Here is a 17,622-nt window from a genome sequence, read left to right as displayed (position 1 = left end):
CAAGCCCCGGGCCGGTCAATATGCTATGTTTCCCCGGGATTGCGGCCCCGGCCCGGGGTAATTACGAGCGAGGCGATGACGTGAGCGACTTTTTACACACGGCTTTGCTGTGGCTGGAGCAGGCCTCCGCCTGGCTGGAGGCGTTCTGGCTGGCGATCGTCGCGCCGGTGGGCGTGGGGCTGGCGGTCTGGGTGACCGTGCATGTGGCCCAGCACAAGCGGGATGCCCGGGCCGCCGCGGCCTGGACCGGCCTGGTCTGGCTGGTGCCGTTTCTGGGCGCTCTGCTGTATTTGTTGCTTGGGGTCAATCGTATCCAGCGCCGTGCCCGGCAGCTTACCGGCGGCGGCATCGATACGCTGGAGAGCACGGAATCGGTTGCCGAGGACACGGTGCAGGCACCGCAATTGCGTGTGCTGTCGCGGTTGGTGGGGCGCCTGACGCGATTGCCTCTGACCGCCGGCAATCGCGTCACCATGCATGAGGCCCGCGAGGCCCTGCATTTGATGGCACAGGCGGTGGATGAAGCACAGCACAGCGTCTTCATGGCCACCTATATCTTCGGCAACGATGCGGCCGGCAAGCCCTTGGTGGAGGCACTGACACGGGCCGCCGCCCGTGGCGTGCAGGTGAGAGTCTTGCTGGATGGCGTCGGCGCTTTGTACTCCTTGCCCTCGGTGACCCGCCGTTTACGCAAGGGCGGAGTACGGGTGGAGCGGTTCCTGCACTCGGTGGCGCCGTGGCGCATGCCTTACATGAACCTGCGCAATCACCGTAAATTGATGATCGTCGATCATACCCTGGGCTTTACCGGCGGCATGAATGTGCGTGCCGGCTATGTGCGGGAGCCGGCCCGGACCCACGACCTGCATGCCCGTCTGGAAGGGCCGGTGGTGGCGCATCTGCTGCGTACCTTCGCGGCGGATTGGATGTTCACCTGTGGCGAGAATCTGACGGCGGAATACCAGGGACAGCAGGCGCCGGGAACGGTGCGCGCCCGTGGCATCAGCGCCGGGCCGGATGCCGATTTCGACAAGCGTCGCCTGACTCTGTTCGCCGCCATCGGCTCGGCGGAACGGGAGATACGTATCGTCACGCCTTATTTCGTCCCTGACCAGACCTTGATGGCGGCTCTGCAACTGGCGCTGCTGAAGGGGGTCAAGGTGGAGCTGGTGGTGCCGCGCAAGAACAATCTGCGTCTGGTGCAGTGGGCCAGTATTCACGCGCTGAAATGGCTGGTGCGCGGTGGCGCGCATCTGTATCTTTCCGCTCCGCCGTTCGATCACAGCAAGGTGATGACCGTCGACGGCCATTGGGTACAGCTTGGCTCGGGGAACTGGGATGCGCGCAGTTTGCGGCTGAACTTCGAGTTCGATCTGGAATGCTACGATGGTCCCCTGGCGGAACAGGTCAACACTCTGATCGACGGCCGGATCGCCGGCGCCAGGCGCATGGACGATGCCGACTTCCAGGCCATGGCAGGCTGGCGCAATGTGCGCAATGCCCTGGCCCATATGCTGGAACCCTATCTCTGAGAGCACTGAGAGGAGCCCTCATGCGTCTGCCCCGGGATGCGGAACTGCCCGCCCATCTGGTTACCCTGATTCGTTTGCAATTCCTGCATGGTCTGCTGGTGGTGGCGGTGGCCACCGGGATCTGGCTGCCGGCGCCGGCGGTGGCGCACGGCTGGTTACCACTGGTGCCCTTGCTGGTGGCGATTTTCCTGTTGCTGCCCTCGGGATTGTATCTGGGGGCGGAGGTTCAAAGGGGGGAAGCGACGCTGACGCCGGCGGTATTGCTGTTGTGGTTGCTGGCCAGCGCCACGCCGTTCGTGCCGGCATTGATCGCCGCACTACTGATGATCGTCGCCGTGATGTTGTTGTTTCTGATGGAGAAGGTGGCCGCCATCCGCGAACACTGGCCAGAAGCCTGGTTACGGGGACGGCGGCAGCACATGCAGTTCCAGATGGTGTCTCTGGCCAGCGTGGTGTTCTGGCTTTTCAGCCGTGACAACCAGCTGTTGCTGAATCTGGGGTTGGGGAGCTGATCCCGGCCTGGTTATTTTTTCACCGGAGAGCCCGGTCCCAGCAGGGCCCAGAGAATCAGACCAAGCAGCGGCAGGATGACCACCAGTGCGATCCACAGGGCCTTTTGTGGTACCTCGGCGCCGGATTGCAGGATTTTCACGATGGCGAAAATATCCAGGATCAGAATGATGATGCTGAGTGCTTTCATGAATGGATCCTTTCCTTGATCAGTTCTCGTTGACCCTAGAATCGCCTACCGTGATGCGTAAAGGCAACAAAGGTAAAACGTCATCCACGGAGGCGGGCTGTGGTCATGGCGAGGACAGAATCAAAGCCCCCAGCCAGGCGGCGAGAAACAGGCCGATACCGAATACGGTGTGATTGATCAGGCTGCGAAGACGGGCCTGATTCGGGTTCGGTGTTTTCGACGCCGCCACGCCAGCGCCCATGCCCGGCTGCAGAATCAACAGAGGTGCCGCCACGGTAAGCACGCCGAACAGCAGCGCCGGCCATAAGGATGGCTCCCTGGCCCAGGATAACCCCGCCAGTGCCAGCAGCAGCCCAGCGAAACCAATGCCTATGAGATAGTGGGTAAACCACCCCAGTGCGGTTTCACCGGTGACAGCCGGGGCTTTGGCGATGCTGTCATGAATCCATCGACCACGAGGCAGATGCCCCACCCAGCGTCCCACCAGTCCCCAGTTGGGCGCCGGAATACCCAGCAAACGCCGGGCGGCCAGGGCATAGCCATCCGCTATCGCCGTGGCCCCGATGCCGATCAACAGCGTGCGGATGACGAATTCGAAAATCTCGGTCATGGCAGTGGTTCCTGCTTAATGAAACAATATTCAATTGATTTATTGAATGTTTAATGAGGAAGCATGAGATGTCAATGGTTGCCTTCCTGGATTCGCTGCTTTGCGGCGAATGGGCATATGGGCTGGCACGAGCCGTTCAGGCCGGTACAATGCCGTTCTTCTGCCCCGGTAGCTCAGTTGGGTGAGGGCGGGGCCTTCCGGCGCCCTGCGCCGGCCGCCGTCACGCCACGCGGATACCGCCGCGTGGCCGGTGCCCGGAGGGTGAGTAAGCGCCTCCACAGAGAGTCTTGCTCCTTGCTACTGGCACTGCGGTTTCAGGCCGGTACAATGCCTCCTTTCAATGCCCCGGTAGCTCAGTTGGGTGAGGGCGGGGCTTTCCGGCGCCCTGCGCCGGCCGTCCTCACGCCGCGCGGATACCGCCGCGTGGCCGGTGCCCGGAGGGTGAGTAAGCGCCTCCACAGAGAGTCTTGCTCCTTGCTACTGGCACTGCGGTTTCAGGCCGGTACAATGCCTCCTTTCAATGCCCCGGTAGCTCAGTTGGGTGAGGGCGGGGCTTTCCGGCGCCCTGCGCCGGCCGTCCTCACGCCGCGCGGATACCGCCGCGTGGCCGGTGCCCGGAGGGTGAGTAAGCGCCTCCACAGAGAGTCTTGCTCCCCGCTACTGGCACTACCGCTTCAGGCCGGTACAATGCCGTTCTTCTGCCCCGGTAGCTCAGTTGGATAGAGCAAGCGCCTCCTAAGCGCTAGGTCGGACGTTCAAATCGTCTCCGGGGCGCCATTTCCCCTCTTCTGTATCGAATTCGCCTTTGTCGTGTCTTTTGACGTAACGTTTTCCTTATCCGTGCGTCCATTACAGTAGAACAACGGACAGGAGCTGATCATGAGAGACAGTCGCGCGTTACTGGTACGCAGCGGCACCGATTTCCCCGCGCTACATCGGCGGCGGACCACCATCTTGCAGGTGAATCTGGGCTATCGGTGCAATCTGAGCTGCGTGCATTGCCACGTGAACGCGGGTCCCACGCGCACGGAGATGATGTCCGCGGAGACCGCCGACCTGGTTATCGAGGTGCTGCGGCGGGGACACATCGAGACCCTGGATCTGACCGGCGGTGCGCCGGAAATGAGTCCTCACTTTCGGCGATTGGTCCAGGAAGCACGGACGCTGGGTGTCACCGTGATCGACCGCTGCAATCTGACCATCCTGCTGGAACCGGACTATGAGGATCTGCCGGCTTTCCTGGCGGAACAGGGCGTGCAGGTGGTGGCGTCCTTGCCCTGCTATCTGGAAGAGAACGTCAACAAGCAGCGGGGCAAGGGAGTCTATGCGGCCAGCATCGAGGCGATCCGTCGGCTCAACCGGATGGGTTATGGTGGCGAGTCCCTGATTCTGGACCTGGTGTACAACCCGGTGGGGGCTCACCTGCCACCACCGCAGGCCGGTTTGCAGGAGGACTACAAGCGTGAGCTGGCGGTCCGTTTCGATATTCACTTCAATCGCCTGCTGACCATCACCAACATGCCGATCAGCCGGTTCGGCGCGGTGCTGCTGGCCCACCATCAGTTCGATGATTACATGCGGTTGCTGCGCGGCAGCCACAATCCGGCCAATCTGGACGACGTGATGTGCCGGAATACCCTGAGCGTGGATTATCAGGGCTACCTGTACGATTGCGATTTCAACCAGATGCTGGGCCTGGCTCAGGGTGGCGCCGGGCGTCATCCACATCTGCGGGAAATGCTACAGGACGACAAGGACGGAGAACCGGTGTACGTGGCGGATCATTGTTATGGTTGCACCGCCGGCGCCGGTAGCAGCTGCGGTGGAGCGCTGGCGTGACGCGGCGTTTGAGCGTGGTGATTCCGGTGCTCAATGAAGCCCCCCGTTTACGGTGGCTGCTGCCGAAGCTGCGCCGACATCTGTGGGATCAGGATGAGATCATCGTGGTGGACGGTGCCAGCACCGACGAGACCGTGTCGGTGGCGGAGGAGGTCGCGGACAAGGTCCTGCACTGCGATCGTGGCCGGGCCCGTCAGATGAACTTCGGCGCTGAACGGGCCTGCGGTGATCTGCTCTGGTTCCTCCACGCTGACAGCGGCATGCGGCGGGGGCAACCGGCGGCATTGCGTTATTTGCCGGAGGGGCCGTTGTGGGGGCGGTTCGATGTCCGTCTCAAAGGCCGCCATCCACTCTTTCCGATCATCGGCGGCGCCATGAATCTGCGCTCGCGCTGGACCGGTATTGCCACTGGCGATCAGGGGATCTTCGTGGATCGCCTTTTGTTTCTCGATGTGGGTGGCTTTCCGTTACAGCCGTTAATGGAGGACGTGGCATTGAGTGCCTGCCTGCGTCGCCACGGCAAGCCGTTATGTTTACGTCCCAGAATGGTGGTGGACAGTCGCCGCTGGCAGCAACACGGTGTGCTGCGGACGGTATGGCTGATGTGGCGCTTGCGCTGGCGCTATTGGCGTGGCGCCGACCCGGCCGAACTGCACCGAATCTATTATCGCGACCATGACGATGGTGAAGCCGCTCCAGAGCGGGAGGGCGGGCGTGACCCGGGATAAAGGCGAGAGCACGTTGCTGTTGGTCTTCGCCAAGGCGCCAGAGCCGGGGCAGGTGAAAACCCGGTTGGCGGCTTCCTTGGGAGAGAACGCCGCGCTGGCGGCTCACCAGGCGCTGCTGGACCGGACGCTGTGTTTGGCGGCGGCGTTTCCCGGCCCGGCGGTGCTGATGCTAAACCGTGCGGAGGCCGCGACCGAGCGCCGGGCGCGGGAGCTCGGGCTGGACATCGACTACCAGCAAGGGGCGGATCTGGGCGAGCGCATGGAGCGGGCCATGGCCTGGGGGCTGGCGCGGGCGGATAGAGTGTTGCTGGTGGGCAGCGACTGTCCCGCGATGAGCCCCGACTATCTGCGGGAAGCCGCGGATACCCTGGGACAGGCGCCGGTGGTACTGGGCCCCAGCGAGGATGGCGGGTTCGTCTTGCTGGGCGGCAGTGATGCCGCGCTCTGGCGCCAGCCACTGTTCCGCCATGTGGCGATGAGTACCGATCACACCCTGGCCGATACCCTGGCGGCGCTGTCCGCCCATTGTCAGCCACGACTCTTGCCGATGCTCTGGGACGTGGATTACCCGAAGGATCTGGAGCGGGCCCGGCGTCTGGGCCTGTTGTCCTGAGCCTGTCCATGGCCGCGCTGCTTTCCACGGTCGCGGCGCCTCTTTGCCTGACACGGCAGCCCGTTTTCTCATCCATTCCGCTAAAGTCTGTGCGATATTATGGCGCTACCATTGGCGTCACGATTGCGTTGACGCAGGGCTCAGCTGGAGTGATTGATGAGCAGGCAGGAAGCAGTGGACCTGGCGGTTATCCAGGAACTGAAAGAAGTGATGGGGGCGGATTTTCCCCGCTTGGTGGTGTCGTTCGTCAAGGATGGCGAACAGCGTTTGCGCGCGATTCAGGATGGTCTGGCCGCCGCCGATGTGGAAGTGGTGCGCCAGCAGGCTCATAGCTTCAAGGGCAGTAGTGGCAACCTCGGCGCGGTACGGGTGTCGGCGTTATGTCTGGAGATGGAAAGCGCGGCCCGCGACGGGGATCTGTCAGTGGCCGCATCCCTGTTCGACCCGTTGAAGGAGGCTTTTGAATCGGTGTGTGTGCGGTTGAAGTCACTCTGAGGGGCGCAAAAATCGCAGGGAGAGATTTTTGACGTCGCTTGCGACGGCCCAAGGAGTGGCCGCCATGGACGGCGGACAAAAAAAACCCCTCTTCCAAAGGGGGGGGGTGGAAGAGGGGGGGTTGTGAGCGCTATTTCTAGCGCCTTGGGGGGATACCTTTTCCGTTGGCTCGGCCTAATGCCCTAGCCAATCGAGATACTGTATATCCTACAGGGAGAGCCTTCCCCCTGCTGTAAAATGCGGTGAGAGAATGTAAAAACTTCCTAGCTTGTTCGGGTGCACCGTATCCGGGGTGCAAATGGCAGGCTGGTGAAGTGAGGGTCAACCGCGATCTTGTAAGCCATAGCTTACAATGGTGTAAGCATTTTTACCAATGTTGTGTCCGCCATCTGCTCTTTCTTTCGATCTGAAAATTCTTATCTGGCTGATTTATAAGGATTTTTTGTTTTTGTGGGGACGAGATCCATTTACTTTTTAAAGATCTTTAACCCTTGAGCGTCAGGGCGCTTGCTATAGTACTTCCCGTGTTCAGGGACATGAGCACAGGGAACTGCTAAGGATGGCGGACAAGGATGTCCAGGTGAGCGCAAATCGGGTAAGGACGACTCGACGCAAAAAGGGCGGCAGGATGCCGCCCTTCTCATTTTGTGGCCACCTTCCATGGCGATGCCAGTCCGCCGCTCAGGCGGTTGGCGGTAAGACGAATCTTCGATCCGTCATGCCCGCCGTTCTCACTACCACTCTCGAATCAGCTGCTCGCGCTTGTTGGCCACGCCATCCCAGTCCGCGGCGTCGTCGGGAGCGTCCTTCATCTCCGTGATATTTGGCCACTTCTCCGCCAATTCGGCATTGATTTCCAGGAATTCCTGCTGATCGTCGGGCAACTCGTCTTCCGAGAAGATCGCGTTCACGGGACACTCCGGCTCGCACAGCGCACAGTCGATGCACTCATCCGGGTGAATCACCAGAAAATTCGGACCTTCATAAAAGCAGTCCACCGGACATACTTCCACACAGTCCGTGTGTTTACACTTGATGCAGTTTTCACCTACTACGAACGTCATTAGCCTGTCCTCGCCAGGTGTGTTCTCTTCCACGACCGGTCCGCCCGCTATGGAAAGTCTAGCAGAGCGCCGGTTTGGGGGTCTCGGGGCCGCGCTAGTCTAGCTTCAAGGTCCCGGGCAGGCAAACCGGCTTACCCGGTTAAGCTAAGCTCTTCAGCCGATAAAGCAGATCCAGCGCCTGACGGGGTGTCACCTGATCGGGATCGATTTCGGCGATGGCCTCCTTGAGCGGGTCCGGTGCCGCGAACAGCTCGCTTTGCATCGGCGCCGCCGGGCGCGTGGGCGCCGGCGCCGGCGCGGGGGTGCCGGTTTCCAGTTCCAGCAGTTTTTCCGTGGCCCGCTGGATCACTGGTGCCGGCACCCCGGCCAGTTGTGCCACCTGCAGACCGTAACTGCGGCTGGCGGGCCCCTCCTGCACCCGGTGCAGGAACACGATGCGATTGTCGTGCTCGCTGGCGGTGAGATGAGCATTGTAGACAGTGTCCAGAGTCTCCGGCAGCTGCGTCAACTCGAAATAATGGGTGGCGAACAGAGTGAAGGCGCGCAGCCGCGTGGCCAGATGTTCCGCCGCCGCCCAGGCCAGACTGAGCCCGTCGAAGGTACTGGTGCCGCGACCAATCTCATCCATCAATACCAGACTTTCCGGCGTGGCGTTATTGAGGATGTTGGCGGTTTCCGACATTTCCACCATAAAGGTGGAGCGGCCGCCGGCCAGATCGTCGGAGGAGCCGATGCGGGTGAAGATCCGGTCCAGCGGCCCGATGCGGGCGCTGGCGGCGGGCACCGCGCTGCCGATGTGAGCGAGCAGCGCGATCAACGCGGTCTGACGCATATAGGTGGATTTACCGCCCATGTTCGGACCGGTGATGACGACCATGCGGCGGCGATCATCCAGGTGCAGGCTGTTCGGCACGAACGCCTCTTCCAGCACCTGTTCCACCACCGGGTGACGGCCGTCGACGATCTCCAACAGTGGTGTCTCCAGTAATTGCGGCCGTACCCAGCCGAGCGCCTCGGCGCGTTCGGCCAGGGTCGCCAGCACGTCCAGTTCGGCCACCGCCGAGGCGCAAACCTGCAACGGACCCAGATGCGCCGCCACCGTTTCGATCAACTCCTCGTAGAGCCGTTTTTCCAGCGTCAGCGCCTTGCTGGACGCGGACAGCGCCTTGTCCTCGAAGGTCTTCAGCTCCGGCGTAATAAAGCGTTCGGCGTTCTTCAGGGTCTGCCGGCGTTGATAGTCCACCGGCGCCTGCTCCGCCTCGCGGCGGGACAGCTCAATATAGTAGCCGTGGACCTTGTTGTACTTGACCCGCAGAGTGGCAAAGCCGGTGCGCTCGCGCTCGCGCTTTTCAATATCCACAAGCACCGCGCCGGCGTTCTCACTGATGGCGCGCAACTCATCCAGATCCTCGCTGTAACCGGGAGCGATGACACCGCCGTCGCGGATCAGCATGGGCGGATTCTCGATCACGGCCCGGGCCAGCAATTCGCACTGTTCCGGGAACTCGCCCAAGCGCTCATGGGCTTCGGCGAAGGCGTTGGATTCCGGCAAGGCCGCGTGCAAGGCCGGCAGCGCTTCCAGGCTGGCGCGCAGGCGGGTCAGATCGCGGGGGCGGGCGGAGCGCAGCGCCACCCGGCCGAGGATCCGTTCCATATCGCCAATCCGGTCCAGCACCTGGCGCAGCGCCTCGAAACGCCAGCCGTCACGCAAGGCATCGATACGATCCTGGCGGCCATTGAGCACGGCGCGGTCACGTAATGGCTGGTGCACCCAGCGCTTCAGCAGGCGCGCGCCCATGGCGGTGGTGGTGTTGTCCAATACCCAGGCCAGGGAATGCTGCTCCCGGCCATCCAGCGTTTCGGTCAGTTCCAGATTGCGGCGGGTGGCGGCGTCCATGGCCACGCTGTCGTCGAACGACTCCACCGCCAGACCGGTGACATGGGGCAGGGCGCTACGCTGCGTATCGCGGGCGTACTGCAACAGCGCGCCGGCGGCGGCCACCGCGGCGCCCGCCGGCTGCCCGAAGCCGGACAGGTCCTGCACCTGGAACTGCTTGCACAGCTGCCGCCGCGCTGCTTCCTCATCGAATTCCCACACCGGCCGGACCCGGCTGCCGGGGCGCTCCGTCAAGGCCGTCGGAAAACCGTGTGCTTCGCTCAGCAACAACTCCGCCGGCTGCCAGCGCTCGAGTAACGCCTGCAACTGCTCCTGGCCTTCCACCTGGGTCACCACGAAACGGCCGGCGGCCACATCCAGCGCCGCCGCGCCCACACGGGGGCCGTCCTCGCACAAAGCGCAAAGCAGATTGTCGCGGCGCTCTTCCATCAAGGCTTCGTCACTCACGGTCCCCGGCGTGACGATGCGTACCACCTTGCGTTCCACTGGCCCCTTGCTGGTGGCCGGATCACCGATCTGCTCGCAGATCACCACCGACTCACCGAGCTTCACCAACCGTGCCAGATACCCTTCCGCCGCGTGATACGGAATCCCCGCCATCGGAATCGGCTTGCCGGCGCTTTGCCCGCGCTGGGTCAGCGTGATGTCCAGCAACCGGGCCGCCTTCTGCGCATCGCCGAAGAACAGCTCATAAAAATCCCCCATGCGGTAGAACACCAACTGGTCCGGGTGCTCGGCCTTGATGCCAAGGTACTGCTGCATCATGGGGGTGTGGCCGGATAGATCTTCCTTTGCCATATCTGCGTTTGATCCTCGATTTCTGGCGTTTTGGGCCATGCCATACCGTTCAAGACTTGCGTGAGCTTGCTTGAAACAGGGGCGCTCGTGTCGGAGCGAAGCGAACGATGAAGCATAACAAACGGAACACCGGGCCTCTATTGGCGATGTGGCGACGAGGGCGCGCTGGCCGGCAATCGATACTATCAGGCGGAGGCCGGATAAAGCATGGGCGGGAGGGAAGATGCGAAATCGCCATCTTCCCTAGCGGTGACCAGCAACGGGGCGTGTTTACACCTGCTCAAGCCCCAGATCGGCCAGTGCCGCGGCCGCGAATTCCCGTTGCTCGCTTGTCGGTTTCTGCTTCCAGTACAAACCCACCTGTCTGGCACCATTGTCCTGACAGGTCACTTTCTCCAAGGTATCGATGGAAGAGAGGGCGCGACCAACCTGATGCTCGGTGGCCATTTGCTTGAGTTTATAGCGGGCGATTTTCCCGACGGGAGTGAGTGGCATTTCCTCAAGGATAAAGGCGTGCTTTGGCCGGGCCGGTGGTTCGGCGATGCGTTCACCCGTATGCGCGATGAGCTCCTCGGGACTGACTTGCGCTCCTGGTGTCAGAGCGACATACAGAACCGGGAGTTCCCCCGCATAGGCATCGGGCATGGCGACCGCGGCAGCTTGTGCCACGGCCGGGTGAGCCATGGCTACTTCTTCGATCAGCAGCGGGTCGATATTGTGCCCGCTACGGATGATGATTTCCTTGCTGCGGCCAACCAATCGCAGGTCGCCTTCCTCGGTGACTTCACCAAGATCCCCGGTGCTGATCCAGCCATCGGCCGGGCCGCCCTGAATACCGTCGTTGGTGCGGTAGCCGAGAAAGACATTCGGACCGGACACGAACACTTCACCGGTGTCGCCGGGTTGGAAGCTGCCGTTCGGGCCGCCAATCGCCACCTTCATCATGGGGATGGGCCTGCCGCCGAGGATCGGGTGATAACTTCCATCAGCGCTTTGCGCGGTGGTGATGCCGGCGGTTTCAGTCTGGCCATAAAGCTGGCACACCGGTTTGCCGCTGAATTCTTCCACCTTCCGCTTCAATTCGGCGGGCAGTGGCGAGCCGCCGGTTACGAACCCTCGTAATGTACTCAGTGTCGAGCCGGCACGTGGGCTGGATACCATCGCCGAGAGCATGGTCGGTACTCCGCCGACAAGGGTCGCCCGGGTCTCGTCCACCAAAGGCCAGAAGCGGCTGATGACTTCTGGATTGCGTAGGCCCAGGGCGGTAGGAAACATCAGCGTGGCGCCGGCCGCGATGCCGGAAAGCAGCATGTCGACGGAGCCGCCGACGTGAAACAGAGGCAGCCCGGTAAGAATGCGATCGTTCTCCCGCCATCCGAGCGCCGAGGCGGCCATGATAGCGCCGGCCGCCAGATTGCGCTGCGTCAGTTCGGCAAGTTTGGGGGCGCCGGTGGTGCCGCCAGTATGAACCAGCGCCGCCGGTGCCGCGGGAAAATCCTCAACAGGCGAATCAGTATTGCCGTCTGCAAGCAGCTGTGCCCAGGAAAACGAAGCTGAGGTCGGCTCGCCCAGAGCCACCTCGATCAGGTTGATCTCGCTATCCAGTAACTCGATGGCGGCGCCGACCCGCTCGTGGACGTCCAGGGCGGGGTGAGGGCCCATGACAATGATCTCTCTGGCCCGGGCCAGTTTGAACTGGGCGGCCAACGCTTCCGGAGACAACAACAGATTCACCGGGAAAGCGACGCCCACGGTGAGGGCGGCAATCAGGCTGGAGACCGCTTGAGGAACCAGTGGCAGAAGTATGGGGATACCGTCTCCCTGACTGACGCCTCGTGCTTTCAGTGCCCGGCAAAGGGTTTCCACTTCCTCGAGTAGCTGACCATAAGTGAGTGTCACGGGTTGTGGGTCGCTGGCATCGCGCAGATAGATCAGCGCGGGATGATCCGGACGCCGGGCTGCGGTCCGGCGCAGCAAAGCCAGCGGGCTGGGAGCCTGTTCAAGCAGTTTGGCGGCCTCAGTGTCGTCATGAGGAATAGCCTGGCTCATCGATTCGTCTCCTGTTTCTTTGTTTTCAAATGAGGATGGATTGCCAACCCGCCCGAACTGAGACGAAAAGAGCTTTCGGTGACGGTGCTCAGGTTTCCAGTGATTTTTTGATCACTTCAACCCACAACGAAATCATTCGCCATCGATATTCGGGCCGTTTTCTCAGGATGTCGGAGAAGGCCACGCCTCTGAGGAATTCCACACTGAGATCCGCCAGAAGCTGATAATTTTCGTGCTTCTTCCAGCATTCAAGGAGCTTCCCGACCACCCGGTCCAGGTCAAAGCGGGCTGCTTTTTCCGCCTGATACAGAGCGTCGCGTAATTCCTGATCGTTTCGTGAGATCGCCCACAGCTCCATTTCGGCCAGATACGAGGGGCGGGCCATGTTGTCGCTCAAGGCGATCAGTGCTTTCTCCACGTCCTCGGCCGGGTCCGAGCAACTCAGAAAGGATTCATTGATCTGTTGCTCGTTCATTCGCACCAGTCTTTCGATGGTGGAGGCGAGCAGATCCGCCCTGCTCGGGAAGTGATAGAGCAGGGCGCCGCGACTCACGTTCGCTCTTTTCTGAACCGCCACCGTGGTGGTTTTTGCCACGCCTTCATCAATCAGCAATGCCACCGCCGCGTCGGTAATCCGGTCCTTCAAGGAAGGGACGGGCCGTGCTTCGGACGTTGAGGTCTTCATTGAGTTTGCACTCCGAAATCCAGGGTGATACTTTGCAGTCAGTCATGACTGACTGTCAAGAAGTCGAAAACCCCCTTATTGGAGAGAATCATGCTGGAATTGACAACCGTCCGGATTTCCCAGGATGAGAAAAACCCAAGAATCGCCCGGCTGCTCCTCAATCGTCCGGAAAAACTCAATGCCATCATCGATGAAACCGGTGACGATATCCGGCGCGCGGTAAGGTGGGCGGAAGAGAACGACCAGGTCCACGTGATTGTCGTTGAAGGCGCCGGCAAAGGGTTTTGTGGCGGTTACGATCTGACCTACTACGCTGAATCACAAAGAGAGAATCCCTGTCAGCAGGAAGCCATGCCCTGGGATCCCATGGTCGACTACGCCCATATGAAGCGGAACACCGAGGATTTCATGAGCCTGTGGCGGTCCCGTAAACCCACCATCGCCAAGATTCATGGCGCCGCCGCCGCCGGCGGAAGTGATATCGCGCTGTGCTGTGACCTGATGATCATGGCCGAGAATGCCCGTATCGGTTACATGCCCACCCGGGTCTGGGGATGCCCGACGACCGCCATGTGGACCTATCGGCTTGGGCCTGTCCGGGCCAAGCAGATGATGTTCACCGGGGATCTGATTTCCGGCAAGCAGGCTGGTGAATGGGGCCTGGCCAACTATGTGGTGCCGGAGGAGGAACTGGACGCCAAGACCATGGAAGTGGCGGGGCGCATTGCCGGGGTGCCAAGCAGCCATCTGAGCATGCACAAACTGGTGGTGAATCAGGTCATGCTGACCATGGGCCTGGAGCAGACCCAGATGCTGGCCACGGTGTTCGATGGCATCACCCGACACAATCCGGAAGGTCTCTGGTTCCGTCGTTATGCTCAGACCGAAGGGTTCAAGGCGGCCATCGAATGGCGTGACAGCGGCCGCGACATTCCCGAAGGCGATGAAGCGCGCCGCAAGATCGCCGAGCTGGAACAAAAGTTGAAGGAACTCAAGGGAGAGTGAGTCTCTCTGTCTGGCCGCTTCCCGGGTCCGACGAAGGGTGCGGCCAGGTCTGCATGGCATGGAGCCGGCTCACTGTTCTCTGAAAGGGCAAGATCAGATGCCCTTCCGTGTAGAGCCTGTCCAGCGATACATCGGCGTGCACGTAGAGCGGGCAAAGGCGGTCATAGCATTCGTCCACCAGGGCGATCAGCCGGCGTACGGCGTCGTCATGTCTGGACAGAGCCGGCAGCGCCCGGTCACCAGCGGCGACCTGGCTGGCGGCGTCCTCGGTGCCACGGGCGATGCCGGATGCCTTCGGTTTGCCACCCAGGGCCGGCACATCGCTGAGAAAAAGCGCCTGGAAATGGCTGCAAAGCGCCATGTAGTCAGAGCTGGACCTGGGTGTTTCACAGAGTTGAGCGAAGGTGGACCAGAGAGCGTGTTTCCCACGCCGGACCACCGGCAAGAGGCGCCGCTCCAACGTCCAGGGGGTGTCGGTAGCCGATTCTCCCGTTTCGAGATAGTCCAGGAAGGCGCCCTCCAGCGGCTCGCGATCCGCGATCCAGTATCGGGAAAAGGCGTTGCCGGCACGGAGCCGGTGGTCCTGCCCGCCGTCCACCCGGATCACCTTGAGATGTTGCTGTAGTGCGCTGACAGCGGGGGCGAAGCGGTCATAGTTAAAACCATCCTGATACAGATGTTCCGGTGCGCAGTTGGACGTGATGATCAGCGTCAGCCCGGCGTCGATGAGCGTTTCAAATAGCGGCCCCAGCAGCATGGCGTCACCGATATCGCTGACGAACAGCTCGTCGAAGCAGAGCACGCGCAGTTCACCGGCCAGCTCCCTCGCCAAGTGGCGAAGCGGATCGCCGTGGCCGGTTAATTGGAACAAGCGTCGATGCACCCATTGCATGAAATGGTGGAAATGCTGGCGGCGGACCGGGACCGAAAGACTGTGATGAAACTGGTCCATGAGCCAGGTTTTACCACGGCCCACCGGTCCCCAAAGATAGAGCCCGGCGGGGCGTTCGCCCCGTTTCAAAGCGTCAAAACACTGTTGCAGCGCGATCACGGCCTGTTCCTGGCCGGAGTCCATGGTGAAGCCATCCTTCAAGGCCTGGCGGTAGAGTGTCAGAGGGCCGGACTGGGGCATGGCGGTCACTGCCGAGGGTGGAAAGAGTTTGCTTGAGGTGAGCGGGAAATACGGTGTCGGCGGAACCACGGAAAGTCAAGCGCCTGGCTGCGGCGGGGCGAACTTGATTTATGTTAAAGATGTACATAATATACCTCTTTATAAGATGTATTTTTAATGTACCTTAAGGAGGTACCATGCTGTCAGCGGCCCAGATGGAGATCATCAAACAAACCGTTCCCGTGTTGGAGGACCATGGTGAGGTGCTGACGCGCCACTTTTATCAACGGATGTTCCGGGAAAACCCGGAGGTGCTGGCGTTCTTCAATCCGGCCCATCAGCATGCGGGAACCCAACAGCGCGCGCTGGCGGCCGCCATATGCGCCTACGCACGGAACATCGAAAACCCGGCCATGCTGGCGGGAGCGGTGGAACTGATCGCCCAGAAGCATGTCTCTCTGGGCATCCAGGCCGAGCATTATCCGATCGTGGGAGAGAACCTGCTGGCGTCGATCCGGGAAGTGTTGGGCGAAGCGGCCACGGATGAGATCATTGATGCGTGGGCGGCGGCTTACGGGGCATTGGCGGATCTCTTTATTCAACGCGAAGGTGAGATTTACCGCCACCAGACCGAGGTCCATGGCTGGCAAGGCTTCAAGCGGTTCGTCGTCCGGCAACGGGAAGCTGCCAGCGACAATATCGTTTCCTTGTATCTGGTCCCTGAAGACGGCCAACCTTTACAACCCCATCAGCCCGGTCAGTACGTGACGTTGCGTGTTACGCCTGAAAACGGTGTGCCGGTGATGCGCAACTATAGTTTGTCCAACCGGCCGGGCTCGGAGCACTACCGGATCAGCGTGAAGCGGGAGCTGGCCTGTGACGCCGGGGCGCCGGACGGTGTTTGCTCCAACTATTTGCATGACCGAATCGCGCAAGGCGATGTGGTGGAACTGGCGCCGCCCTGTGGTGAGTTTGTGTTGACCCCCATCGCGGAGGCCGGCAAGCCGCTGGTCCTGATTGCCGGCGGTGTCGGTATCACGCCGATCCTGTCCATGCTCTATGCGGCTCTGGAGCAGCAGCCTGACCGGGAAGTGATCTTTATTCAGTGCGCCCTTAACGGAGCGGTGCGTCCGTTCGAGCGGGAACTGGCCACGCTGCGCGGGGAGTATCCCAATCTGACCGTCCATGTACGCTTCAGCGAGGCTACTGATGAGGACCGTATCCGGGCGCTTCATGACAGTGAGGGCCTGCTGGATTCCGCTCTGCTGGATCAACTGATCGGAGACCAGGACGCGGAATTCTACCTATGCGGCCCGGCGCCAATGCTGAAGCATGGTTGGCGGCTGCTGAAGCAGCGCGCCGTGGAGGACGCCGACATCCATTTCGAGTTCTTCGGACCCGCCGGGGACCTTGCGGCTTAGCGAGCCCGAAGGCCGCCGGTTGAGATCGGGGGCGGAAAGCGCGGAAAATAAACCTGTCCGTTGCAAGCGCCCCGCCGGATACTTAGGCTTGGCGGTCTGTTTCACCGGGAGATCCGAAAATGGCATTCAAGGTTTATGTGGACGGTCAGGAAGGCACCACCGGTCTGCGTCTGTTCGAGTACCTGGAAGGGCGCGCGGACATCGAGTTGCTGCGCATCGACAGCGCTCTGCGCAAGGATCCGGACGAGCGCGCCCGGCTGCTGAACGCCGCTGACGTGGCCTTTCTGTGTCTGCCGGACGCCGCCTCGCGGGAAGCGGCGGCCATGGTCGATAACCCGGATACCTGTCTGATCGACGCCAGTACCGCGTTCCGGGTGGCCGACGACTGGGCCTATGGCCTGCCGGAACTGGAAGCCGGGCAGCGTGACCGCATCCGTGCCAGCAAGCGGATCGCCAATGTGGGCTGCCACGCCAGTGCCTTTATTCTGGCGGTGCGGCCGCTGGTGGATGCCGGACTGCTGCCGGCGGATTACCCGCTCAGCGCCACCTCCCTGACCGGCTACAGCGGCGGCGGCAAGAGCATGATCGCCGACTACGAAGCCGATAGCGAGGGCCGCCTGCGGGCGCCGCGCGCCTACGCCCTCGGCCTGGAGCACAAGCATCTGCCGGAAATGCAGCGCTACACCGGCCTGGCCCGGGCTCCGATCTTCGTCCCCACCGTGGGCCCTTTCCTCAAAGGGCTGGCGGTGACCGTGCCGCTGCAAATGTCCCACCTGAAACCGGGCACCGACGTTGGCCAGCTCTATGAGGCCTTGCGGCACCGGTACGCCGACGAGCCGTTCATCCGCGTCCACGCCCCGGACGATCCCGCCGGCCTCAACGGCGGTTTCTTCGACGTTCAGGGCAGTAACGACACCAACCGGGTGGATCTGTTCCTGTTCGGTAACGGCGAGCGCCAGTGCGTGATCGCGCGGCTGGATAACCTGGGCAAGGGCGCCGCCGGCGCCGCGGTGCAGAACATGAACGTGCATCTGGGGATCGACGAGACCACCGGTCTCCTGATCGACTGATCCGG

At 61.8% G+C, this 17,622-nt stretch carries 16 protein-coding genes and 1 tRNA gene; 10 read left to right on the top strand and 7 right to left on the bottom strand.

The window, feature by feature from the left end; genetic code table 11:
- Positions 1–80 precede the first annotated feature (80 nt).
- Both RYH70_RS13930 and RYH70_RS13925 read left to right on the top strand, forming a co-directional pair.
- A complete protein-coding gene (locus RYH70_RS13930; RefSeq protein WP_022995287.1) occupies positions 81–1,532 on the top strand; it encodes a phospholipase D-like domain-containing protein in 1,452 nt (483 codons plus the stop codon).
- A gap of 20 nt (positions 1,533–1,552) precedes the next feature.
- Entirely contained in the window at positions 1,553–2,044 is a 492-nt protein-coding gene (locus RYH70_RS13925; RefSeq protein WP_317009291.1) for a hypothetical protein, read from the top strand.
- 11 nt (positions 2,045–2,055) lie between these two features.
- Here the strand turns inward: RYH70_RS13925 and RYH70_RS13920 are convergent, their stop codons facing one another.
- On the bottom strand, positions 2,056–2,232 hold the full coding sequence (locus tag RYH70_RS13920) for a PLDc N-terminal domain-containing protein (protein ID WP_022995285.1): 177 nt from the start codon (positions 2,230–2,232) through the stop codon (positions 2,056–2,058).
- Between the two features lie 103 nt (positions 2,233–2,335).
- Positions 2,336–2,842, bottom strand: coding sequence for a DUF2938 domain-containing protein (locus RYH70_RS13915; protein WP_317009290.1), 507 nt, complete (start codon positions 2,840–2,842; stop codon positions 2,336–2,338).
- A gap of 700 nt (positions 2,843–3,542) precedes the next feature.
- Here RYH70_RS13915 and RYH70_RS13910 point away from each other — a divergent pair.
- The 5 genes from RYH70_RS13910 to RYH70_RS13890 all read left to right on the top strand — a co-directional run bounded on the left by RYH70_RS13910 (position 3,543) and on the right by RYH70_RS13890 (position 6,517).
- Positions 3,543–3,619 (top strand) — tRNA-Arg (locus RYH70_RS13910).
- A 102-nt stretch (positions 3,620–3,721) separates the two neighbouring features.
- The gene (arsS, locus tag RYH70_RS13905; protein WP_284455827.1) at positions 3,722–4,681 is read left to right on the top strand and encodes an arsenosugar biosynthesis radical SAM (seleno)protein ArsS; all 960 of its coding nucleotides are present in this window, start codon (positions 3,722–3,724) and stop codon (positions 4,679–4,681) included.
- Positions 4,678–5,409 carry a TIGR04283 family arsenosugar biosynthesis glycosyltransferase gene (locus RYH70_RS13900; RefSeq protein WP_022995282.1) on the top strand — a complete coding sequence of 244 codons (732 nt, stop codon included), beginning with the start codon at positions 4,678–4,680 and terminating at the stop codon, positions 5,407–5,409. Before arsS ends, RYH70_RS13900 begins: the two co-directional genes overlap by 4 nt.
- A complete protein-coding gene (locus RYH70_RS13895) occupies positions 5,396–6,022 on the top strand; it encodes a TIGR04282 family arsenosugar biosynthesis glycosyltransferase (protein ID WP_022995281.1) in 627 nt (208 codons plus the stop codon). The genes RYH70_RS13900 and RYH70_RS13895 overlap by 14 nt, the downstream gene beginning before the upstream one ends.
- 156 nt (positions 6,023–6,178) lie before the next feature.
- A complete protein-coding gene (locus RYH70_RS13890) occupies positions 6,179–6,517 on the top strand; it encodes an Hpt domain-containing protein (RefSeq protein WP_022995280.1) in 339 nt (112 codons plus the stop codon).
- 734 nt (positions 6,518–7,251) lie between these two features.
- Here the strand turns inward: RYH70_RS13890 and fdxA are convergent.
- From fdxA to RYH70_RS13870, 4 genes are all read right to left on the bottom strand, one after another.
- A complete protein-coding gene (gene fdxA / locus RYH70_RS13885; protein ID WP_022995279.1) occupies positions 7,252–7,581 on the bottom strand; it encodes a ferredoxin FdxA in 330 nt (109 codons plus the stop codon).
- Positions 7,582–7,720: 139 nt separating this feature from the next.
- Complete coding sequence (mutS, locus tag RYH70_RS13880) at positions 7,721–10,276, bottom strand: DNA mismatch repair protein MutS (RefSeq protein ID WP_026949488.1); 2,556 nt, start codon at positions 10,274–10,276, stop codon at positions 7,721–7,723.
- Between the two features lie 270 nt (positions 10,277–10,546).
- Positions 10,547–12,325: an AMP-binding protein gene (locus RYH70_RS13875; protein WP_317009289.1), complete on the bottom strand. Its 1,779-nt coding sequence runs from the start codon at positions 12,323–12,325 to the stop codon at positions 10,547–10,549.
- Between the two features lie 88 nt (positions 12,326–12,413).
- Complete coding sequence (locus tag RYH70_RS13870) at positions 12,414–13,010, bottom strand: TetR/AcrR family transcriptional regulator (protein ID WP_055099151.1); 597 nt, start codon at positions 13,008–13,010, stop codon at positions 12,414–12,416.
- A gap of 90 nt (positions 13,011–13,100) precedes the next feature.
- Here RYH70_RS13870 and RYH70_RS13865 point away from each other — a divergent pair, with 90 nt between their 5' ends.
- Entirely contained in the window at positions 13,101–14,015 is a 915-nt protein-coding gene (locus RYH70_RS13865) for a crotonase/enoyl-CoA hydratase family protein (protein WP_022995275.1), read from the top strand.
- On the opposite strand, the gene zapE is transcribed toward RYH70_RS13865, so the two are convergent.
- Complete coding sequence (gene zapE, locus RYH70_RS13860; protein ID WP_317009288.1) at positions 14,002–15,147, bottom strand: cell division protein ZapE; 1,146 nt, start codon at positions 15,145–15,147, stop codon at positions 14,002–14,004. The two genes, RYH70_RS13865 and zapE, sit on opposite strands and share 14 nt — an antisense overlap.
- Before the next feature lie 176 nt (positions 15,148–15,323).
- Between zapE and hmpA the strand changes: the two genes are divergently transcribed.
- Together hmpA and argC are read left to right on the top strand one after the other, a co-directional pair.
- Positions 15,324–16,547 (top strand): NO-inducible flavohemoprotein, encoded by a 1,224-nt coding sequence (gene hmpA, locus RYH70_RS13855; RefSeq protein ID WP_317009287.1) that lies wholly within the window; start codon positions 15,324–15,326, stop codon positions 16,545–16,547.
- A 119-nt stretch (positions 16,548–16,666) separates the two neighbouring features.
- Positions 16,667–17,617 (top strand): N-acetyl-gamma-glutamyl-phosphate reductase, encoded by a 951-nt coding sequence (gene argC, locus RYH70_RS13850; RefSeq protein ID WP_317009286.1) that lies wholly within the window; start codon positions 16,667–16,669, stop codon positions 17,615–17,617.
- Positions 17,618–17,622 lie beyond the last annotated feature (5 nt).

Origin of the sequence: Alloalcanivorax xenomutans, from assembly GCF_032810065.1 — a bacterium.
In the GTDB taxonomy this organism is placed as follows: Bacteria; Pseudomonadota; Gammaproteobacteria; order Pseudomonadales; family Alcanivoracaceae; genus Alloalcanivorax; species Alloalcanivorax xenomutans.
This window is presented reverse-complemented; position numbering and strand designations above follow the sequence as displayed.